Origin of the sequence: Cellvibrio sp. UBA7661, assembly GCA_002483365.1 — a bacterium.
In the GTDB taxonomy this organism is placed as follows: Bacteria; Pseudomonadota; Gammaproteobacteria; order Pseudomonadales; family Cellvibrionaceae; genus Cellvibrio.
Genome location: DLHT01000019.1, coordinates 50,365 through 68,319 on the forward strand (window position 1 = coordinate 50,365; position 17,955 = coordinate 68,319).

Consider the following 17,955-nt stretch of genomic DNA (forward strand, 5'->3'; position numbering starts at 1 on the left):
GGGTAAAGTCAAAATAGATAAAACCTATTCAAAGAAAGGAGTTGGTAATAGTGATGAGCCCTGCGTCTTTATTTTTCCCCCAAAAAAAGCATCGTTTACCTGTTGGCTTTTTCAGTGCATTAGTACTGGGAACCTGTTTATTGCTGAATGCCAATTCTGCCGCTTCAGCCATTATCACTCAGGATCCGTTTGTTGCATTTACCGATAATGGTGCAAGTCCGGCTCCGGATATTGAACTGAAAAACAGGATTGGGTCCGAGGCGTTCACCCAGGCGACTATCAAGCCGGGCAAAGAAGGCCTGGCTAATCTGGAGAAGATGGCGCGCGATGCAATAGCACAATACCCCAAGTCAGGTTTGGCTCATGAAGTGCTTGGTACTGCTTTGTTTTATTCGGGCGATCTGGATGGGGCGCTGGGTGCATTTAGTAAAGCCTCTCAATTGGAGCCCGAGCAAGCAGGGCCTTGGACCAAGCTTGGCATTGTCCAAATGGAGCTGAACAAACTGGCAGATGCTGAAGCATCGTTGTTGCGCGCGCTAGCAATCAACACGAGTAATCGTATTGCCAACCAGCGGCTCGGACTTTTGTACGAATATCAGAAAAAAAATAACCTCGCTATTGAGCACTTACAAAAAGGGTTGGAGGGAACAGGGAGTAATTATCTGGGGGTTGCACCGAATTTAGCGCAACTACTGAACAAGCAGCGCCGCTATAAAGAGGCAATTGAAAAACTGGTGCCTCGCGCACCACTTACATTAACTAGTGCAGATGTGCACGTGATATTAGCTGCTTCTTACATGGGGGAAGGGGAATACGAAAAAGCGCGTGAGCGTTTCACTCGTGCAGTGGAATTACAGCCCGACAATAAAGAATACCAATTGGGTTTAGCGACAAGTCAACGGTTAAGTAACCAGCTCGTTGCTGCTGCTGCGACACTCAAGCAATTGGCAATGCGACATCCTGAGTGGATATCGGTGTACATTGAACAGGGTGATTTGGCGCTTGCAAATGGTGATATGGCACAAGCAGAAACTGCATTTGCGACAGCAGTGAGCAAAGGTGCAGATGCCGCATTTATCGATTACAAAATCGCTAACTATTACCTCGCCAACAAAAAACCTGCCGACGCTATAAAGCGTTTACGCAGTGGAATGCAAAAAGGTATTGCACGGGCAAAGAGTTACACGCTGTTAGCTGAATTGGAGCGTTCGCAAAATAATGTGGAGGCGGGGCTTGATGCACTGCGTGCGGGCATAGAAAAATTTCCGAACAATAGTTTGTTGCAATTCCGCATGGGAAGTGAATTGGCTGCTATGCGTCGTTACGATGAGTCGGTGCCTTATTTTGAAAAGGCAATTCAATTAAAGCCGCAAAATCCGGATGTTTTACGCGCGTATAGTTTGGTACAAAGTAAATTAGGAAAAACCAAAGCGGCTGCAGAAACCGCAGGCGAACTTTATAGCGTGCGCGGGGAGGCGGTACCTGAAGCACTGTTCTACGCAACACTATTACAACAGGATAAGCAATTGCCGGAAGCGGCTGCGATTTACCAGAAAGTGCTCGCACAGGATGCAGGCAATTTGGTTGCATTAAATAATCTTGCGACTTTACAGGCAGAGCAGGGCAATTTAGATACGGCAGAAAAAACGGCGCGTCAGGCCCATGGCCTTGCTAAAACCAATCCCCAAATAATGGATACATTAGGGTGGATTTTGTATCAACAGCGCAAATACAGTGAGGCGCTTGTAATACTGATAAATGCTGCAGACCTTGCTCCGCAAGTTGCCGTTATCCACTATCATGCCGGCGTTGTCTATGATGCCTCTGGGAATACCAGGGCTGCCAAAAAATCTCTTGAAAAAGCCTTATCGTTGGATACCAATAGTTATTGGGTGCAGGATGCCAAACAGCGTGTTGCGGCCATTCGCTAATCTGGCGTAATAATATTGATTTAAAATTCCATTCGCTGTTTCAGCTCGCGCGTTTACGTGCGCGAGCTGATCACTTTAGTTCTACCTTGCACGGCTTCTTTGATTGTTACAATTTAAGCATCGTCTGCTTGATAAACACTAATCGCATCGCGCCCGCTGGCTTTACTCATATAAAGTGCTTCATCAGCAAAACGGATTAACTCTTCTGGCGCGCCATGGCTTGAGCAAGCAATACCTATGCTGAGTGAGCAGGGGCGCTGCAATTGCTTGCTGTGCAGCTTGACATAGTCGTTCAATCGCTTTGCCAGCAGCATTAATCCATTGCTGTCGGTATTCAGTGCAACCAGAATAAATTCATCGCCTCCAACACGACAGGGAATGTCAGTACTGCGCGCAATGTACTTGAGGCCGTCGCCCACCATTTTAATAATGGCATCACCTGTTTCGTGACCAAACTCATCATTGAATTGTTTAAAGTCATCAATGTCGATCATCATAACTGACAATGGCTGTTTGGTTCGTTTGCTGAGTTTAATAGCGAATTCGTAGCGCTGCTGAAACGCACGGCGATTCAGTAGTTCTGTCAGTGGATCGGTATTAGCAAGGGTCGCTAGATTTTCAATCTGGTCACGCAGTGAATCCATTTTGGCTTCAGCATTGCGTGCATCAATCGTGAGTTTTAGCTGTAGCGCGAGTGCATCAGCAATATAGCCAAGGCTTTCGATTTGGTGATTGTTAAGTTCAACTTTATCATCGCTCGCACCACAAAGTGTGCCAATCATTTGGTCGGCAATTTTGATCGGCAGCACAACAAAACTTTGCATTCCCAGCTGTGCGCCACCGCTGTCAGGAAACCTGAGTTGTATTTCCGTTGTTGCAGTAAGTTGTTCGGAGAGCATGAGTTGGCACATGGAATCAGTCCAGGCCAATTGCGAGCCTGATGCTATATGAAGGTCGCCCGTATTCTGGGCGATGACTACCGTTTGTTGCTGTGCCTGCCAGTCAATTGTGGTTATAAATGAGGTTTTCAGCCCGGTGATATGGGTAATTAAATTCAGCAAGGGTGTTGCTGCACTAATAAAGGTATCTTGTTCTATCGCATCCAAACTGTTCATGGGGAATGTCTCGTAAACTCAGCCCAAAGTGTAGTACAGCTTCGGCTCAAGACAACGCACATTGCATTCAGTTGACGCAGTGCTGTGCAATAAATTCTTTCCATTCAACAATGTTGGTTCCTTCGGAATCAAACAAGCTGAGGCCGATTAAATAATCCCCTTCGGTATCGTGAGGGCGGCACCATTTGACTTCGGTTACCACCAGAAATTGGCGATCATTGTCCGCATCGCGAATGCAACAGCGCAGGATGATATCGGTAGCGATGGCTTGGGGGGCAATCACGCGCATACCATTGGCAGAAATATCCAGACTTTTGGTGACGACCAGTGTCGGTTCGCCGTTAGCCGATGAGTCCAGCTCGATAATCACAGTAAGTTGATTTTCGAGGCGGAACTCCTGGCGTTGATCATTATTATTCATAAGCGCATTTTCCATCTGGATGTCGCTGGCTATTAAGGGATGTCGCGGCGCAAACCGCGAATCACTTTAGCGAGTTGGTCTTCAAAGTTGTCGCCATTGCGCAATACGCGCAGCGTGCCCTTGGCGATTGATTCAATTAAATCGGGGCGGCTGTATTCCGCAAGTTTGCGCCCGACCTGATCGGCAAAAATATATTTACCGGTGGAGCTGATAATCACAGACAGTTTTGCACGCAGCGTTTCTGTAGTGTTGTCTTGCGCGCTGATTTCCAACCAGGCACCCACTTGTAATTCATTCACCGCGAGCGTTGCCTGTTGTTGGCGCTCAAGTTGCTCAGCTGCGTCGGCCGCGGCTTGTTCAATGCGCAAACGTTCGGCTTCTGCAGCTTGCTCTGCCTCACGCCGTTTTTTTTCATCGGCCAAGGCTTTTGCTTCGGCGAGGGCTTTGCGCGCGGCATTGCGCCTTGCTTCCAATTGCGCCTGCAATTTTTCTTGTTCTGCGAGGCGCGCTTCTTCTGCTGCTTTTGCTGCGGCTTGTTGCTGCGCAATGATCGCGGCGACCACTTGCTCGGCTTTGCGTTTTTGCGCGAGCAGTTGTGTTTGCACACTGCGGTGGGCGCGTTCCAACAGCGGTGTTAGCAAGCGAACGAGGATGTCATTCAGGTCAATATTTTCCAATGGCCGCGCGATTCCAGTTGATAAACACAGTGCAAAATCCTTGTTGTTTTTGGTCATGACTTTGCGCCCGGTGTGATCGACAAATAACAACAGATCGACCGCCGGATTTTTAAGTGCAAGTTTACAGCGGATGGGGTTTTCATCCTCCCCATCAAACACTATCCAGTCACCCTCGCGGATTTTTTCGGTTTGTTGCAACAAGCTGTTGGGGATGCGGGTGTTGACATCGCTTTGCCCGGCATTGCTTGTCAGTGCGATAAACCTTGTGCACTCCACCGGTTGTTTTTGGATGGCGGCCATCAGTAATTGGCTGGTTTGTTCTACCAGTTGGGTATAGGCGGCGGGGTTGCTGGTGGGGTATTGCAGGCTGCGCTCCAGCTCGGCCAGAAGCAGTGGAATTTGGTTGTAGATATATTGGTCATCAGCTTCTTCGCCTTCGCTGGTGAATACCTGCCCCAGGGCGGGCAAGATGCGCTGCCAGCTTTTCCACAGCGGCAGCTGCGGCAGTTCGGCAGCCTCGGTGTTGAATGCCCAATATTGCAGCTCACCTTTTAAATTGCCCGCCAGGCTGCTGTGCAACTCGGTAGGCAAGGGCTGTCCAGCCAAGGTGCGGTTAAACAGTTCCACCACTTTGGCTTCGGCTTGTAAGAGCTTGAGATTGGCCAGTTCGCTCTCGCATAAGCGGTTCTCCAGCATGGCGGCACGTTTGCCTTCCGCGGCGAGCCATTCCCCGAAATCGCCAAGGTCATGGTGCAATTGACCAGCGGATAAGAGTTGTTCTTTTTCGCTGCTGTTGGAATAGCGAATAGCGCTTTCGAATAATGTGCCCAGCTTGTCCTGAAGCTGCTGGTTGGGTTTTGAATCGCGCTGGCTCCAGCGGCTGGCAGGTGGATAAATAACGGCGAGAAATTCCCGCAGCGGATGTTGCCGAGAGCAATAAAAATCATCATTACCGGCGATGTGTTTTTCCAGCGCGCCCTGAAACAGGGTGGCCTTTGCGTGCAGATGTTGGTCCCAATCATGAAGTGCCAGCGCAGCGGAAAACGCTACCGCCAGTTGCTGGCGGATTGTCTCTGGTGTGATCGATTCTGCTGCAGCAATGCTGGCAAAGGCTTCGCTGAGCTGGAGCGAATCGCCATTGAGGATGCTGTGTAGCGTAAATTCAGACATGCGGTTCCGTTACAGCGGGAATTGCTGATCAAGTGCTTTTGCTCAATATAGCCAACTTGGCACAACGCTGCTGTTTTTTCGCGTCTGTCGTTGGGTGCTGGGTTTGCCCAAGTTGCGTATAATCGCGCCTCATTTTTCGCTATTTGGTTGCCGTCCATGAAAATTACCGCCGACTCCCCTTATCTTTACACCGCTGCTGAGACCTATGCGTTGGATGCCGCAGCTATCGCCGGTGGTATTCCCTCCATCCAGTTGATGAAGCGCGCCGGACGGGCAGCGTTCGATCTATTGCAGGAGCGGTTTCCGGCTCCGGAGTTGATCAATATTTACTGCGGTGCAGGCAAGAACGGTGGCGATGGTTATGTGTTGGCGGCGCTGGCGGCCCAGCGTTTGTTGCCGGTGCAGGTGATCCAATTAGCTGCGCCCGAAAAGCTCACAGGTGAAGCGCACCAAGCCTACGAATTCGCCTTGCAGGAAGGCGTAAAAATGCAGCCTTTTACACACGCGACCGCGCCTTCGGCGGGCGTGATTGTGGATGCGCTGCTGGGCATTGGACTGCGCGGCGCACCTGCAGAGGAATATGCCGCAGCGATTAACCAGATCAACCAATCGGGGTTGCCTGTGTTGGCATTGGACATTCCCTCTGGTTTGAATGCCGATACCGGCGCTACCACAGGCGTTGCGGTGGCGGCCAGCTTGACCATCTCTTTTATCGCGCTCAAGCGCGGACTGCTCACCGGGCGCGGTGCTGCACTGACCGGTAAGTTAGTCCTTGCTAATCTTGAAGTGCCTGCATCTACTTATGACCATGCACGGCCAGACGTTGAACGCTTGCATTTGCCGGCGTTGTTATCGCTACTTGCCCCGCGCGCAGCCGATGCTCACAAAGGTGATTTTGGCCATGTGATGGTGATTGGCGGCGATACTGGTTACGGCGGCGCTGCGCTGATGGCAGCAGAAGCGGCCGCGCGTTCAGGTGCTGGCTTGGTCAGTGTGGCGACACGCCCTGAGCATATTCCGGCCATTCTTTCGCGCCGCCCTGAAGTGATGGCGTGCGGTGTGGTCTCCGGGCAGGAATTGGAACCTTTGTTGGCGCGCCCGACGGTATTGGTTGTCGGCCCCGGTTTGGGGCGTTCGCCCTGGTCCGAGCAAATGTTGCAGCAGGCCGTGAAGTCCGGTTTGCCCTTGGTGTTGGATGCAGATGCCTTGAACATTCTCGCCGAAGGGCGCGTAGTGCCTGCCGCTGGGTATCAGCAACATAGCCCCTGGTTGCTGACGCCTCACCCCGCCGAAGCTGCGCGTTTGCTCGGCATCACCACGGCGGAAGTCCAGGCCGACCGTTTTGGTGCAGTGCGTGCGCTGGCAAGCTGTTATAGCGCCAGTGTGATTTTAAAAGGTGCAGGCAGTCTGGTGGCATCGGTTGATGGTGCGATTGGCGTCGTGACCGATGGTAACCCGGGCATGGCGACCGGCGGCATGGGCGATGTGCTCTCGGGCATCCTCGGCGCTTTGGTTGCCCAATCGCTGGCATTGCCGGAGGCGGCGCGTCTGGGAGCGGTTATCCATGCCTGTGCGGCTGATCTCGCGGCTGACGATGTAGGCCAGCGCAGCCTGCTTGCGACCGATTTAATTCCCTACCTTGGGCAGTTGCTGTAAGAGGCGATTTGCGATGCACCACTACCAATGCCAATTAAACAGCGAAGATGAGATGGTTGTGTTTGGCCGCCGTTTGGGTGAGTTATTGGCGCTGCACCCGCAATCGGTCACAGTGCATTTATTGGGCGAATTAGGTGCGGGGAAAACCACGCTCACGCGTGGGATCTTGCGCGCCTTTGGTCATCAAGGGGCCGTGAAAAGCCCTACTTACACACTGGTTGAGGGTTATGAACTTAATCCAGGCCAGAGCGCAGTGCGCCGTATTTATCACTTTGATCTTTATCGCCTTGGCGATCCAGAAGAGCTCGAATACATGGGCATTCGCGATTACTTTGCCGACGACAACATCTGCCTGATTGAGTGGCCTGCGCGCGGCGAAGGCGTGTTGCCCGAGCCGGATATTGTGGTGCGTATCCAGGCCGAGGGTGAAGGCCGTCGGCTCCAACTTGAGTCCCGCTCACTGGCATTGGATTTCTAGTCAATCATCTCCTTGTTTTTACTTCCTGACATAGTGTTCAGCCATTGGTAGAAATGGATTTCATACCCTAGTCTTAGTGGATATTCGAGAGTACTTAAATGTCCTCGGCGGATATTGCGGATTAATCGTGAGTATTAAAAGGATGCGCCCTGATTCACTCCTTCGTTGCATGATTTTATATGTCGCTTTCATCATCGCAGTCATTGCGCGCGCGACCATTTTGAGTGCAGGCAAACGGATTTTGTTATTGCTGGTTGCCAGCGTGTTTGCTTCCCCACTAGCGGCGCAGATTCCACAAGCTCCGGATTCTCTCTATGAGCCGCCATCGCAAGTCCTGTTTGGTGGCGATCTCACTTACCCTCCACTGGAATGGCTCGAAGACGGTGAGGCCAAAGGATTCAATGTTGAGCTCGCACGCGCCGTCGCCCACAAAGGCGGAAGCCGCGCGGAACATGTTCTGGATGCCTGGCCTGACACCATGCGCGCGCTGGAAGAAGGGCGTATTGATGCGGTGCCCATGTACTATTCACCTGAGCGCGCAAAAAAATTTATTTTTACCCACGCTTATTATTATCTAACACATTCTATTTACGCTGTGCCCGGTACCCGGCGCGTTTCCTCTATTGATGAACTTATCGGCAAACGCGTCGCGGTAGAAGAAGAATCCTTTGCCCATCAACAGCTGCGCGCCGCCGCGCTCGCACCGCAATTGGTATTGACATCCAATACGCTGACCGCGATTGAAACGGTGTTAAACGGAAATGCGGAATATGCAGTGCTTACGAGCTTGGCGGCCGATAATTTATTGCGCCAGCACGATTGGAAGCTGGAGCGTATGGGGGCGCCTTTTTGGTCGCGCGGTTATGCATTTGCGATTAATAAAAACCGGCCTGAATTAGCTGAATGGTTACAGAATTCGCTGGGTACCGTCATTGCCGATGGCACTTACCAGGCACTCTACCAAGAGTGGCAAAACGAATTGGAGCCAGTGCAAACATCGCGCAAATGGCTGAACTTTTTTTTCACGGGGTTTGTTATTTTATTGGTTGTGGTGGTGTTGGGTGGTGTTTGGTATTGGAGCTTAAAACGCACAGTGGAATTGCGCACGCAAGAGTTGCGCAATGCGCTGCATGAGCGGGATGCCATCGAGGAGGAATTGCGCCGTGTTGCGAATATTGACTCATTAACCGGCCTTGCAAAACTGCCGTATTTTATCGATCAGTTAGATGATTATTTTCACGCACACCAACTGCCAGTAAAACAGGAAAAAGAACTGCTGGTGATCAAACTTATCGATTTGGATGTGATTGTACGTACGCTTGGCTTTTCGCGTGCCGAAATGATTGTCAGTGTGTTTGCGGCGCACCTGTTAAAAATGGACGATGTGTTGGCATCGTATTTAGGGCGCGGTGTATTTGCGCTCTTTCTCAACAAAGAAAGAGGCAGTAACTCCAATGCGCTGGTGTTATTTGACCAGCTTTATGCAGACCTTGCCGATTCCGATCCTGGCTTCACCTCGCAATTTGTTGGTGGCTCAGCGTATTGGCCTGAACATGGTCGCTCGGCGAGTAAATTAATGCGTCATGCCGAAACGGCGCTGGCGATGAGCGAGGCGCGCCGTCGCCGTTGGTTGGCCTATGAGCCCTCAATGGAACCCAGCCGTGTTGATCTGGATATTATTTCTATTTTTATTGATGGCAATGTGCAGGGGCTTTTTCCGGTGTTCCAACCGCAGCTGGATTTGCGCACGGGCAAAATTTTATCGGCCGAAATTTTGGTGCGTTGGCAACATCCGCGTTTGGGATTGGTGCCGCCTAATGTGTTTATTCCTTTGTTGGAAAACTCCGGACTTATCGAGCAAGTCACTGAACAAATGATTGATGATGCTGTGCGTGTTGCCGTGCTGTTGCGCAAACGCGGCTTGCCTTGTTGCATCAGTGTAAATATTGCTGCATACGATTTAATTGAAACCAATCTTGCCGAGATCATTAATCAGGCGCTGATACGTTACCAAGGCGTGCCCGGCGATATTAAATTGGAGTTGACCGAAACCTCGGTTGCCTCTGATCCGCAGCGTGTAAAAAATGTGCTTATGCAATTAAGCGAGCTGGGAATTTATGCTGCGGTTGATGATTTTGGCACCGGTTATTCATCGCTGTCGTATTTAAGTTTGTTCCCCATCCGCGAATTAAAAATCGATCGCTCATTTGTCGGCGACATGCTCGGCAACCCGTGCAACCACAGCATTGTCCGCTCCACCATTTTGATGGCGCGCGAGCTGGGTTTGGTGACGGTTGCCGAAGGTGTGGAAGACGATCAAACACTCAACTTATTGAAAAAAGACGGCTGCGATGTCGCACAGGGTTATGTGATTGCACGGCCGCTGCCCGAAGCAGAATTTATCGAATTTATGCGCGCCCATGCGGCCGAGATATTTGATATCAGCAAGTTTATGAAATAACAGGTGTGATGCGTCCCCAGCGCTATTAAAACGTCCAACCTATTTGCAAACCGCCACCGCGATAATCGCCACCGCTGGCATAGGCTGCATCAATCACAAAACGTTTCCAGCGATAACCAATCCCACTGCTAATTAAATTATCGCGCAGGCCGGTTTGGTCGTTGCGATAACCCACGCGCAGCGCGAGGCTATCAAACAAGCGGTATTCGGCACCGAGTGCTAGTTCCTGTATGCCTGCTTCTTCCGCCATTGGGGTGGATTCGCTTAAATCGTAATCCAGTCCAAGGGTAAAATTTTCGCTCACATAACCCAGCCCTATACGCGCACGCGAACTTAATGTGATGTCGCGCTCGGGCGTTTCGCCGGTGATAGGGTCGGGTTGCTGTTTGGTGCTGAAGGTTTTTTTGAACGCGTCTTTCACTGTCAGGCTGATGCGGTAGTGTTCGGCGAGTGTGGTGGCAATGCCGAAGTCAGCATTAAATGCCAGATGAGTTTCCTGGGTATCTTTAAACTCATCTTCGGCTTCATCCACTGAGCCCAGGTTATCGTTGAAGTCTGCGGTATCGCGAAAGGCATCAACGCGCATCAATTTCGGGGTAACTCCAATAGCGACCGCTTGCCCGAACCATTCAAATTGTTTGGCCATCGCCATGCCCCATTCGCTGATCACCAGTGCGTTGACATCGGCATTAGAGGTAAGCGTCTCGGTGGGGTCGATCAGTTGGCCATTGGTATCGATCAATTGCGGATAATCCGCCGCTACGCTGCCTGGGTCTTCGCCTGCGGCAACCCTGCCCATGGATTCAATATAATCCTCCAGCAGGGCGCGATCCTCATCGCTTACATTGGCAACACCACCGGCAATCACGCGCGAGCCAACATAAAAGCTGCCGCCTTCGCCATTACTTGGCTCGCTGATGTTGATACCAACAAAACTATCGACTGATAAATCATCATCTGAAATGTCATCGAGCAGGTCGCGCAGGTCGGTTGCGACATCGCGTACCAGCCCGGCGGATGTTTGTAAGGGCGCACTGTTAAATTGATTGACGGCATTACTGAGCTGGATGTCCAGTTCATCTTCAACTGCATCTACAGCATCCTGCGCGCCGTCTGAAACCTGCACAATAAGGCTGGGTAGATAAACCCTGCCATCGCGGCCTTCCTCCTCTTCACGGTTATGAAATGCCAGCAGCGCCGGATTGTAAAACGCAGCTTGGGCATGGGTGCCTATGGCGGTCGCTGCGCCCCCCATCGCGAGTGCCCGTGAATCATAAACGCCGTAACTGATTGCGCTGACTGGGGCGGCTATCAACAGTCCGCCCAGCGCGAAGCAGGTGGCGACAACTGGATGGCGTGGGTGAGAAAGCTGGGCGGCTAACGCTGTGATAGGTGACATGATAAGTACCAGATGAAAATACTGGCCGCCATAATGCAGAGACTCTATGGCGATTAGCCGTACATGGTTCACAGAAACGGGGTAAAACGCACAGTAATCCCCCATGCCTGATGAACTTGGCATGGCAATTTTGCTAGGGCGACATTGGCGTTTTGCGGTAAAGTGCGAACTTGTGCCGGTTTCTGGTGTTCTTAGTGCGGAACCCGCGGTCTGCCTTTAACGATTTCCCTATAACTACAATCAGTTTGGTTTTGATGTTGCTGAGATTGCCTATGTCTTTTTTTCGCTGGCTGAGCACGGCTTTTTGTCTTGGGCTTTTGATTTTCGCCCAGATTGCCCAGTCCTCCACGGTGAATGGGGTGCGTGTTTGGCGCGCGCCTGACCACACCCGAATTGTGTTGGATCTGGATGCACCGGTGAAACACAGCCTTACACTGGCTGCCAATCCGGATCGTATTATTCTGGATGTGTCCAACACGCGTCTGCAAGGCGATGTGTCGCGCCTGCCGCTTGCCGATACGCCGGTCAAAATCATTCGTAGCTCTGTGCAAAATAAAACCGATCTGCGCTTGGTGCTGGATTTAAAAAACAAAGTCGCTCCCAATAGTTTTTTGCTGAAAGCTCATGGGGGAATGCACGACCGTTTGGTTATTGATCTCTACGATGATGTTCCGGCAGTCACTGCGGCGGCAACACCTCCTGCAGCAACGCCATCCAACAAACCGACACCCAGCACACCAACCATGCCTGTCGCGGATAAGCCGGTAAATAAACCTGCAGCCCAACCTCAGCCGGTGGTAAAAGCCGATGTGGCGGGCAAACGTTTTATTGTGATTGCGGTAGATGCTGGCCACGGCGGTGAAGACCCGGGTGCAATGGGGCCAAACCGTTTGCGCGAAAAAGAAGTCACACTCGCGATTGCCAAAGAATTAATTGCGGCGATCAATGCGCAACCCGGCTTTACCGGCAAGCTGACGCGCACGGGCGATTATTTTATCCCGCTTAAAAAACGCCGCGATCTCGCACGCAATATGAAAGCGGATTTGTTCGTTTCCATCCACGCCGATGCGTTTACCAAAGCCAGCGCGCGCGGTGCATCGGTATTTGCGCTTTCACAAAACGGTGCGACTTCTGAAACGGCACGCTTTCTCGCGCAGCGCGAAAACGAATCGGATTTGATTGGCGGTGTGGGCAATATCAGTCTGGATGATAAAGATCAGGTGCTGGCCGGTGTGTTGGTAGATTTGTCCATGACGGCGACTTTGAATTCGAGTTTGCAAGTAGGTCATCAGGTGTTGAATTCAATGGGCGGTATTGCGCATTTGCACAAACGTCATGTCGAGCAGGCAGGATTTATGGTGCTCAAATCGCCGGATGTGCCATCGATTTTGGTTGAGACCGGTTTTATTTCCAATCCGCAAGAGGCGCGCAAGTTAGCGACGCCTGCTTATCGCAAACAGATGGCGCAGTCGGTTTTTAAAGGCATCAAACAATATTTTTACCAGCATCCACCTGCCGGGACTTATGTTGCTGCCCAGTTGGAATCGGGCAATTTGAAAGATTTTGAACGGCAGCATTTGGTTGTTGCAGGCGATAGTTTGTCGGCGATTGCAGCGCGTTACGGTGTGAGCATGAGGCAACTGCAAGAACACAATAACCTGCGCGATACCAATGTCCGTGTCGGCCAGACAATCAAAATTCCCGGCGGCTCAGCGCCAGTTGCAAATACAGTAGCCAGCCAGCCTGTCGTGCGCGCAACTTATACGCCTCCGGCAGCATTGCCCAAACAACATCGCGTCGTAGCGGGCGATACTTTATCGCGCATCGCATCGCGTTATGGTGTGAGTGTGAGAGCATTGCAACGCCACAACAATATGAAAAGTTCGACGGTCAGGATTGGCCAGACCCTGAAAATTCCTACTTCTTGATTGATCCTGCTGCGGTTCCGTCCCATGTCAAAAATTAAATTACTCAGCCCGCGCCTTGCCAACCAGATTGCTGCTGGTGAAGTGGTGGAACGCCCCTCTTCGGTGATTAAAGAATTGTTGGAGAACTCGCTCGATGCTGGCGCAACGCGTTTGGAAATTGATGTAGAAGAGGGCGGAATTAAATTGATGCGCGTGCGCGACAACGGCGGTGGTATCGACAAAGAAGATTTGCCACTCGCACTCAGTCGCCATGCAACCAGCAAAATTTATGAACTGGATGATCTTGAAGCCGTTGCCACTTTGGGGTTTCGCGGTGAAGCACTGGCGAGTATCAGCTCGGTTGCGCGCCTTGCGTTGATCAGTAGCACTAACGATGACAGTGCAGGTTGGCAAGTGGTTGCAGAAGGGCGCGATATGGAAACGCAAGTGTCACCGGCACCGCATCCGCGCGGTACAACAGTTGAAGTGCGCGATCTATTTTTTAACACACCGGCGCGGCGAAAATTTTTGCGCACGGATAAAACCGAATATACCCATCTTGAGGATGTTGTAAAACGTTTGGCGTTGTCGCGCTTTGATGTGGCGTTCAATTTGCGTCACAACGGCCGCGCGATTTATTCCTGGCGTGCGGGTGATTCGCAGTTGGAGCAAGAGCGCCGTGTTGCACAAGTCTGTGGGCCTGCATTTATGGAAAATGCGGTGCATATCGATATTGAACGCGGTCCGTTGCGTTTGTGGGGATGGGTTGCACAACCCACTTTTTCGCGCAGCCAGGCAGACCTGCAGCACTTTTATGTAAATGGCCGTGCGATCCGCGACAAATTGGTTAGTCATGCCGTGCGTCAGGCGTATCAAGATGTGTTGTATCACGGACGCCATCCGGCATTTGTGTTGTACCTGGAGCTGGATCCATCGACTGTCGATGTGAATGTGCATCCCACCAAACATGAAGTGCGCTTTCGCGATAACCGCAGCGTGCACGATTTTATTTATTCGAGTTTGCATCACGCGCTCGCCAAAGTGCGCCCGGAAGACACACTCGCACGGCGTGATATGGCGGGGGGCGATGCAGGCGTAAATCCGTTTGCATTGACATCAATGCGCCCTATACAAGGCATTGCAGCGGGTGAATTTAAAGGGCAGGAAACAATCGGCTTTCGTGCGTCACCAAGCTCAAGCTATTTATCACAAAACTATTCGTCACAAAGTTATCAACCTGCCGCTATTAATGCTGATGCTGTGCGCGAGCAGATGGCGAGTTATGGTGAATTGCATCGCCCTGTAAATTCCACTGCGACCTATACCTTGCCTGAATCATCCAGTGAGGATATTCCGCCACTCGGTTATGCAATTGCGCAGCTCAAAGGTATTTATATTCTCGCCGAAAATGCGCAGGGTTTGATTGTGGTGGATATGCACGCAGCGCATGAACGCATTACCTATGAGCGAATGAAAGAATCCTTTGCTTGCGGGGGTATTCAGACGCAACCACTGTTAGTCCCTGAAAGTATTGCGGTCAGTGAAAAAGAAGCGGATTGCGCAGAAAACTTTTCTGACATTTTTAAAACACTCGGTTTTGAATTGCAGCGTGCAGGGCCAGAGACATTATTGATCCGACAGCTACCGGTGATTTTGCATCGCGCAAAAGTAGAACAATTGGTGCGCGACGTATTGTCCGATTTGATTGAACATGGCACCAGCGAGCGCATCCAGCATCACATCAATGAAATTCTTGGCACTATGGCATGTCACGGTTCAGTGCGCGCTAATCGCAAGTTAACGATTCCAGAAATGAATGCGCTCTTGCGCGATATGGAGGCGACTGAGCGCAGCGGTCAGTGCAATCACGGTCGTCCGACCTGGTTGTTACAGTCGCTCGATGATCTTGATAAATTATTCATGCGTGGCCAGTAATGAATGTTGAAACGGCTACAAAAAAGTTGCCCGTTATTTTTTTAATGGGTCCAACGGCTTCTGGAAAAACAGATCTGGCTATCGCATTGCGCAGGCATTTGCCGGTGGAATTGATCAGTGTTGACTCCACCCTTGTTTATCGCGGTATGGATATAGGCACAGCCAAGCCCACCGAGGAAGAATTGGCCGCAGCACCCCACCGGCTGATCGATATTCGCGATCCATCTGAACCTTATTCCGTTGCTGATTTTCTTGCAGATGTAGAGCGGGAAATTACCGACATTCATCGCGCAGGCAGAATCCCGCTGTTAGTTGGCGGAACCATGCTCTATTTTCGCGCATTACTCGATGGCTTGGCCGACATGCCGGAAGCTGATGCTGAAGTGCGTGCGCAAATCGAGCGCGAGGCGGCAGAGTTTGGCTGGCCCTACATTCATGTGCTACTTGCAGCAGTAGATCCGCAAACAGCAGCAGAGATCCACCCCAATCATTCACAGCGGTTAAGTCGTGCGCTTGAGGTATATCGCGTAAGCGGCAAAACTATGTCGCAGTTACGCGAGCAACAACACTCGCAGACTGGGGTAGGTGCTTTTTCCGAACGCTACAATGTCTGTCAATTGGCGATTGCACCACGTGATCGTTCAGTACTGCACAAACGTATTGAACTTCGGTTTGAAAAAATGCTCAAAACCGGTCTGCTCGATGAAGTGAGAAAACTCTATGATCGAGGTGACCTGCATAAAGATTTGCCCGCAATTCGTGCTGTCGGGTATCGCCAGGTATGGGATTACTTTGACGGAGTGTGGGATTACGATGAAATGATTGAGCGTGGTGTGATCGCCACGCGCCAATTGGCCAAGCGCCAGTTCACTTGGTTGCGTGGCTGGTCGACAACACCAAATAGTGATCTACACTGGATATACACTGAGACTGAGCAGGGAATTTCACTCACAAAGGAAGAAATTGTGCGTTGCGCCTTGAATTTTATAGGTTCCGCAGCCATATAATGCCTACGTGAGAACCCTAGTCAGATTTTCATGCTTTCTTCCACCCCCTCCTTACTGGATGTATAAGGTGTTTTGGGTGGGTAACTAATGCAGTCTTAAACTGCAAATTTTATTGTCCCGAGGAGAATAAACATGTCAAAAGGGCATAGTTTACAAGACCCTTACCTGAACGTTCTGCGTAAAGAACGTGTACCTGTATCCATTTATTTAGTAAATGGTATCAAGTTGCAAGGTCAGGTTGAGTCATTTGATCAGTTTGTCGTGCTGTTGAAAAATACAGTAAGCCAAATGGTTTACAAGCACGCTATCTCCACTGTAGTTCCATCACGTGCAGTACGCGTACCTTTGCTGAACGAAGCAGGTGGTATTGAAGGCGAAGAAGACGAGCAAGCCGAGTAATCTATCAAGCTATTGATGTAGCCTCGAGGTCGCTAATTGTTTTTTGATCGCCCTGAATCAGGTGAACTGGCTGTGCTAGTTCACCTGAATTTATCTCACGGCCAAGAAGCCGAAGATCCCCGCGAATTTGAAGAGCTGGTTTTGTCTGCAGGCGGTGATCCTGTGGCTTTTTTAACTGGTTCCCGTATCACTCCTACTGCAAAATTTCTTATCAGTACCGGCAAGCTGCAAGAGCTGGCTGATTTGGTCGCCGAACACAAAGCCGAGCTGGTGATTTTTAATCACACACTTACTCCGAGCCAGGAGCGTAATCTTGAGAAAGTTCTCCAGTGTCGCGTGCTTGATCGGACAGGATTGATATTGGATATTTTTGCCCAGCGTGCACGTACGTTCGAGGGCAAGTTACAAGTAGAGTTGGCGCAGTTGCGTCACACCGCAACAAGATTGATCCGCGGCTGGACCCACCTTGAACGGCAGAAGGGGGGGATTGGATTGCGTGGGCCGGGTGAAACGCAATTGGAAACGGATCGTCGTTTATTGCGCAACCGTATCGCTATGATCGAGCAGCGCTTGGAAAAAGTACGCTCACAACGAGAGCAGGGGCGTCGCTCGCGTCAGCGTGCTGCAATACCGACAGTATCGTTGGTTGGATATACCAACGCAGGAAAGTCTACGTTGTTTAATCGAATCACGGGCTCGGATGTTTATGCGATAGATAAGTTATTCGCAACGCTTGACCCCACTATGCGTCGTATCGAGTTGGCTGATATAGGTGCAGTAGTTATGGCTGATACAGTAGGTTTCATCAGTCATTTACCTCATAAATTGGTCGAAGCTTTCCGGGCAACTCTGGAGGAAGCCAGTAACTCAACTTTACTTTTACATGTGATAGATTCCGCTGCCGAGGAGCGTATGCGCAATACCGAGCAAGTGGAGTTGGTATTGGAAGAGATTGGTGCTGCAGATTTACCGCAATTGCGTGTGTACAACAAACTGGATCTGCTCACTGATACAGAGCCGCATATTGATCGCGATGAGGCAGGCAAACCAGTTGCGGTTTGGCTCTCAGCCCAAACCGGTGCGGGTTGTGAGTTGCTGGCAGCGGCCATCTCTGAGTTGCTGGGCAAAGAGGTCGTGCAAGGCCGGTTGGTTTTGACTCCCACCCAAGGGCGATTGCGCGCTATGCTCTACACCCAGCAAGCAGTACTGGATGAAGGGTATCGGGATGATGGATCCAGTTTGCTTCATATCCGTATACCCAAAAGTGATTTATTGAGAATTCTCAGTGCAGTTGCAATTGCTTTTGATGATTTACAGTGGGCTGACCAGACTCCAGTGTTGGATCAATAGTCAATTGATGAGAATTCGAGGGGAGTTGTAAATTGAATCATCGTCCCCA

13 protein-coding genes are annotated in these 17,955 nt (G+C 50.8%); 9 read left to right on the forward strand and 4 right to left on the reverse strand.

Translation table 11 applies throughout. The features are described 5' to 3' along the window. The first annotated feature begins 53 nt into the window (after window positions 1-53). Window positions 54-1,931, forward strand: coding sequence for a tetratricopeptide repeat protein (locus B2739_RS17655; protein ID WP_331347155.1), 1,878 nt, complete (start codon window positions 54-56; stop codon window positions 1,929-1,931). Between the two features lie 113 nt (window positions 1,932-2,044). Here the strand turns inward: B2739_RS17655 and B2739_RS17660 are convergent, their stop codons facing one another. The 3 genes from B2739_RS17660 to B2739_RS17670 all read right to left on the reverse strand — a co-directional run bounded on the left by B2739_RS17660 (window position 2,045) and on the right by B2739_RS17670 (window position 5,314). Continuing rightward, a complete protein-coding gene (locus B2739_RS17660; RefSeq protein ID WP_331347156.1) occupies window positions 2,045-3,046 on the reverse strand; it encodes a sensor domain-containing diguanylate cyclase in 1,002 nt (333 codons plus the stop codon). Window positions 3,047-3,113: 67 nt separating this feature from the next. Further along, on the reverse strand, window positions 3,114-3,467 hold the full coding sequence (locus tag B2739_RS17665) for a PilZ domain-containing protein (RefSeq protein WP_331347157.1): 354 nt from the start codon (window positions 3,465-3,467) through the stop codon (window positions 3,114-3,116). A gap of 32 nt (window positions 3,468-3,499) precedes the next feature. Further along, window positions 3,500-5,314: a DUF1631 family protein gene (locus tag B2739_RS17670; RefSeq protein ID WP_331347158.1), complete on the reverse strand. Its 1,815-nt coding sequence runs from the start codon at window positions 5,312-5,314 to the stop codon at window positions 3,500-3,502. 156 nt (window positions 5,315-5,470) lie between these two features. On the opposite strand from B2739_RS17670, the gene B2739_RS17675 reads away from it, so the two are divergent. The 3 genes from B2739_RS17675 to B2739_RS17685 all read left to right on the forward strand — a co-directional run bounded on the left by B2739_RS17675 (window position 5,471) and on the right by B2739_RS17685 (window position 9,909). After that, window positions 5,471-6,970: an NAD(P)H-hydrate dehydratase gene (locus tag B2739_RS17675; RefSeq protein WP_331347159.1), complete on the forward strand. Its 1,500-nt coding sequence runs from the start codon at window positions 5,471-5,473 to the stop codon at window positions 6,968-6,970. A 13-nt stretch (window positions 6,971-6,983) separates the two neighbouring features. After that, a complete protein-coding gene (tsaE, locus tag B2739_RS17680; protein WP_331347160.1) occupies window positions 6,984-7,448 on the forward strand; it encodes a tRNA (adenosine(37)-N6)-threonylcarbamoyltransferase complex ATPase subunit type 1 TsaE in 465 nt (154 codons plus the stop codon). Window positions 7,449-7,575: 127 nt separating this feature from the next. Continuing rightward, window positions 7,576-9,909, forward strand: coding sequence for a putative bifunctional diguanylate cyclase/phosphodiesterase (locus B2739_RS17685; RefSeq protein WP_331347161.1), 2,334 nt, complete (start codon window positions 7,576-7,578; stop codon window positions 9,907-9,909). A gap of 25 nt (window positions 9,910-9,934) precedes the next feature. Here B2739_RS17685 and traF read toward each other — a convergent pair whose 3' ends face one another. Beyond that, the gene (traF, locus tag B2739_RS17690; protein ID WP_331347162.1) at window positions 9,935-11,308 is read right to left on the reverse strand and encodes a conjugal transfer protein TraF; all 1,374 of its coding nucleotides are present in this window, start codon (window positions 11,306-11,308) and stop codon (window positions 9,935-9,937) included. Between the two features lie 272 nt (window positions 11,309-11,580). On the opposite strand from traF, the gene B2739_RS17695 reads away from it, so the two are divergent. From B2739_RS17695 to hflX, 5 genes are all read left to right on the forward strand, one after another. Further along, complete coding sequence (locus B2739_RS17695; RefSeq protein WP_331347163.1) at window positions 11,581-13,236, forward strand: N-acetylmuramoyl-L-alanine amidase; 1,656 nt, start codon at window positions 11,581-11,583, stop codon at window positions 13,234-13,236. A gap of 24 nt (window positions 13,237-13,260) precedes the next feature. Next, window positions 13,261-15,150: a DNA mismatch repair endonuclease MutL gene (gene mutL, locus B2739_RS17700; protein WP_331347164.1), complete on the forward strand. Its 1,890-nt coding sequence runs from the start codon at window positions 13,261-13,263 to the stop codon at window positions 15,148-15,150. Beyond that, entirely contained in the window at window positions 15,150-16,157 is a 1,008-nt protein-coding gene (gene miaA, locus B2739_RS17705; protein WP_331347165.1) for a tRNA (adenosine(37)-N6)-dimethylallyltransferase MiaA, read from the forward strand. Before mutL ends, miaA begins: the two co-directional genes overlap by 1 nt. Window positions 16,158-16,289: 132 nt before the next feature. After that, the gene (gene hfq / locus B2739_RS17710) at window positions 16,290-16,556 is read left to right on the forward strand and encodes an RNA chaperone Hfq (RefSeq protein WP_039912679.1); all 267 of its coding nucleotides are present in this window, start codon (window positions 16,290-16,292) and stop codon (window positions 16,554-16,556) included. Between the two features lie 36 nt (window positions 16,557-16,592). After that, a complete protein-coding gene (gene hflX / locus B2739_RS17715) occupies window positions 16,593-17,906 on the forward strand; it encodes a ribosome rescue GTPase HflX (RefSeq protein WP_331347166.1) in 1,314 nt (437 codons plus the stop codon). Window positions 17,907-17,955 lie beyond the last annotated feature (49 nt).

Bases quoted from the DNA above. Each gene is read 5' to 3' on its own strand.
- B2739_RS17655 (WP_331347155.1), top strand. From the start codon at position 54: ATGAGCCCTGCGTCTTTATTTTTCCCCCAAAAAAAGCATCGTTTACCT.
- B2739_RS17660 (WP_331347156.1), bottom strand. From the start codon at position 3,046: ATGAACAGTTTGGATGCGATAGAACAAGATACCTTTATTAGTGCAGCA.
- B2739_RS17665 (WP_331347157.1), bottom strand. From the start codon at position 3,467: ATGAATAATAATGATCAACGCCAGGAGTTCCGCCTCGAAAATCAACTT.
- B2739_RS17670 (WP_331347158.1), bottom strand. From the start codon at position 5,314: ATGTCTGAATTTACGCTACACAGCATCCTCAATGGCGATTCGCTCCAG.
- B2739_RS17675 (WP_331347159.1), top strand. From the start codon at position 5,471: ATGAAAATTACCGCCGACTCCCCTTATCTTTACACCGCTGCTGAGACC.
- tsaE (WP_331347160.1), top strand. From the start codon at position 6,984: ATGCACCACTACCAATGCCAATTAAACAGCGAAGATGAGATGGTTGTG.
- traF (WP_331347162.1), bottom strand. From the start codon at position 11,308: ATGTCACCTATCACAGCGTTAGCCGCCCAGCTTTCTCACCCACGCCAT.
- B2739_RS17695 (WP_331347163.1), top strand. From the start codon at position 11,581: ATGTCTTTTTTTCGCTGGCTGAGCACGGCTTTTTGTCTTGGGCTTTTG.
- mutL (WP_331347164.1), top strand. From the start codon at position 13,261: ATGTCAAAAATTAAATTACTCAGCCCGCGCCTTGCCAACCAGATTGCT.
- miaA (WP_331347165.1), top strand. From the start codon at position 15,150: ATGAATGTTGAAACGGCTACAAAAAAGTTGCCCGTTATTTTTTTAATG.
- hfq (WP_039912679.1), top strand. From the start codon at position 16,290: ATGTCAAAAGGGCATAGTTTACAAGACCCTTACCTGAACGTTCTGCGT.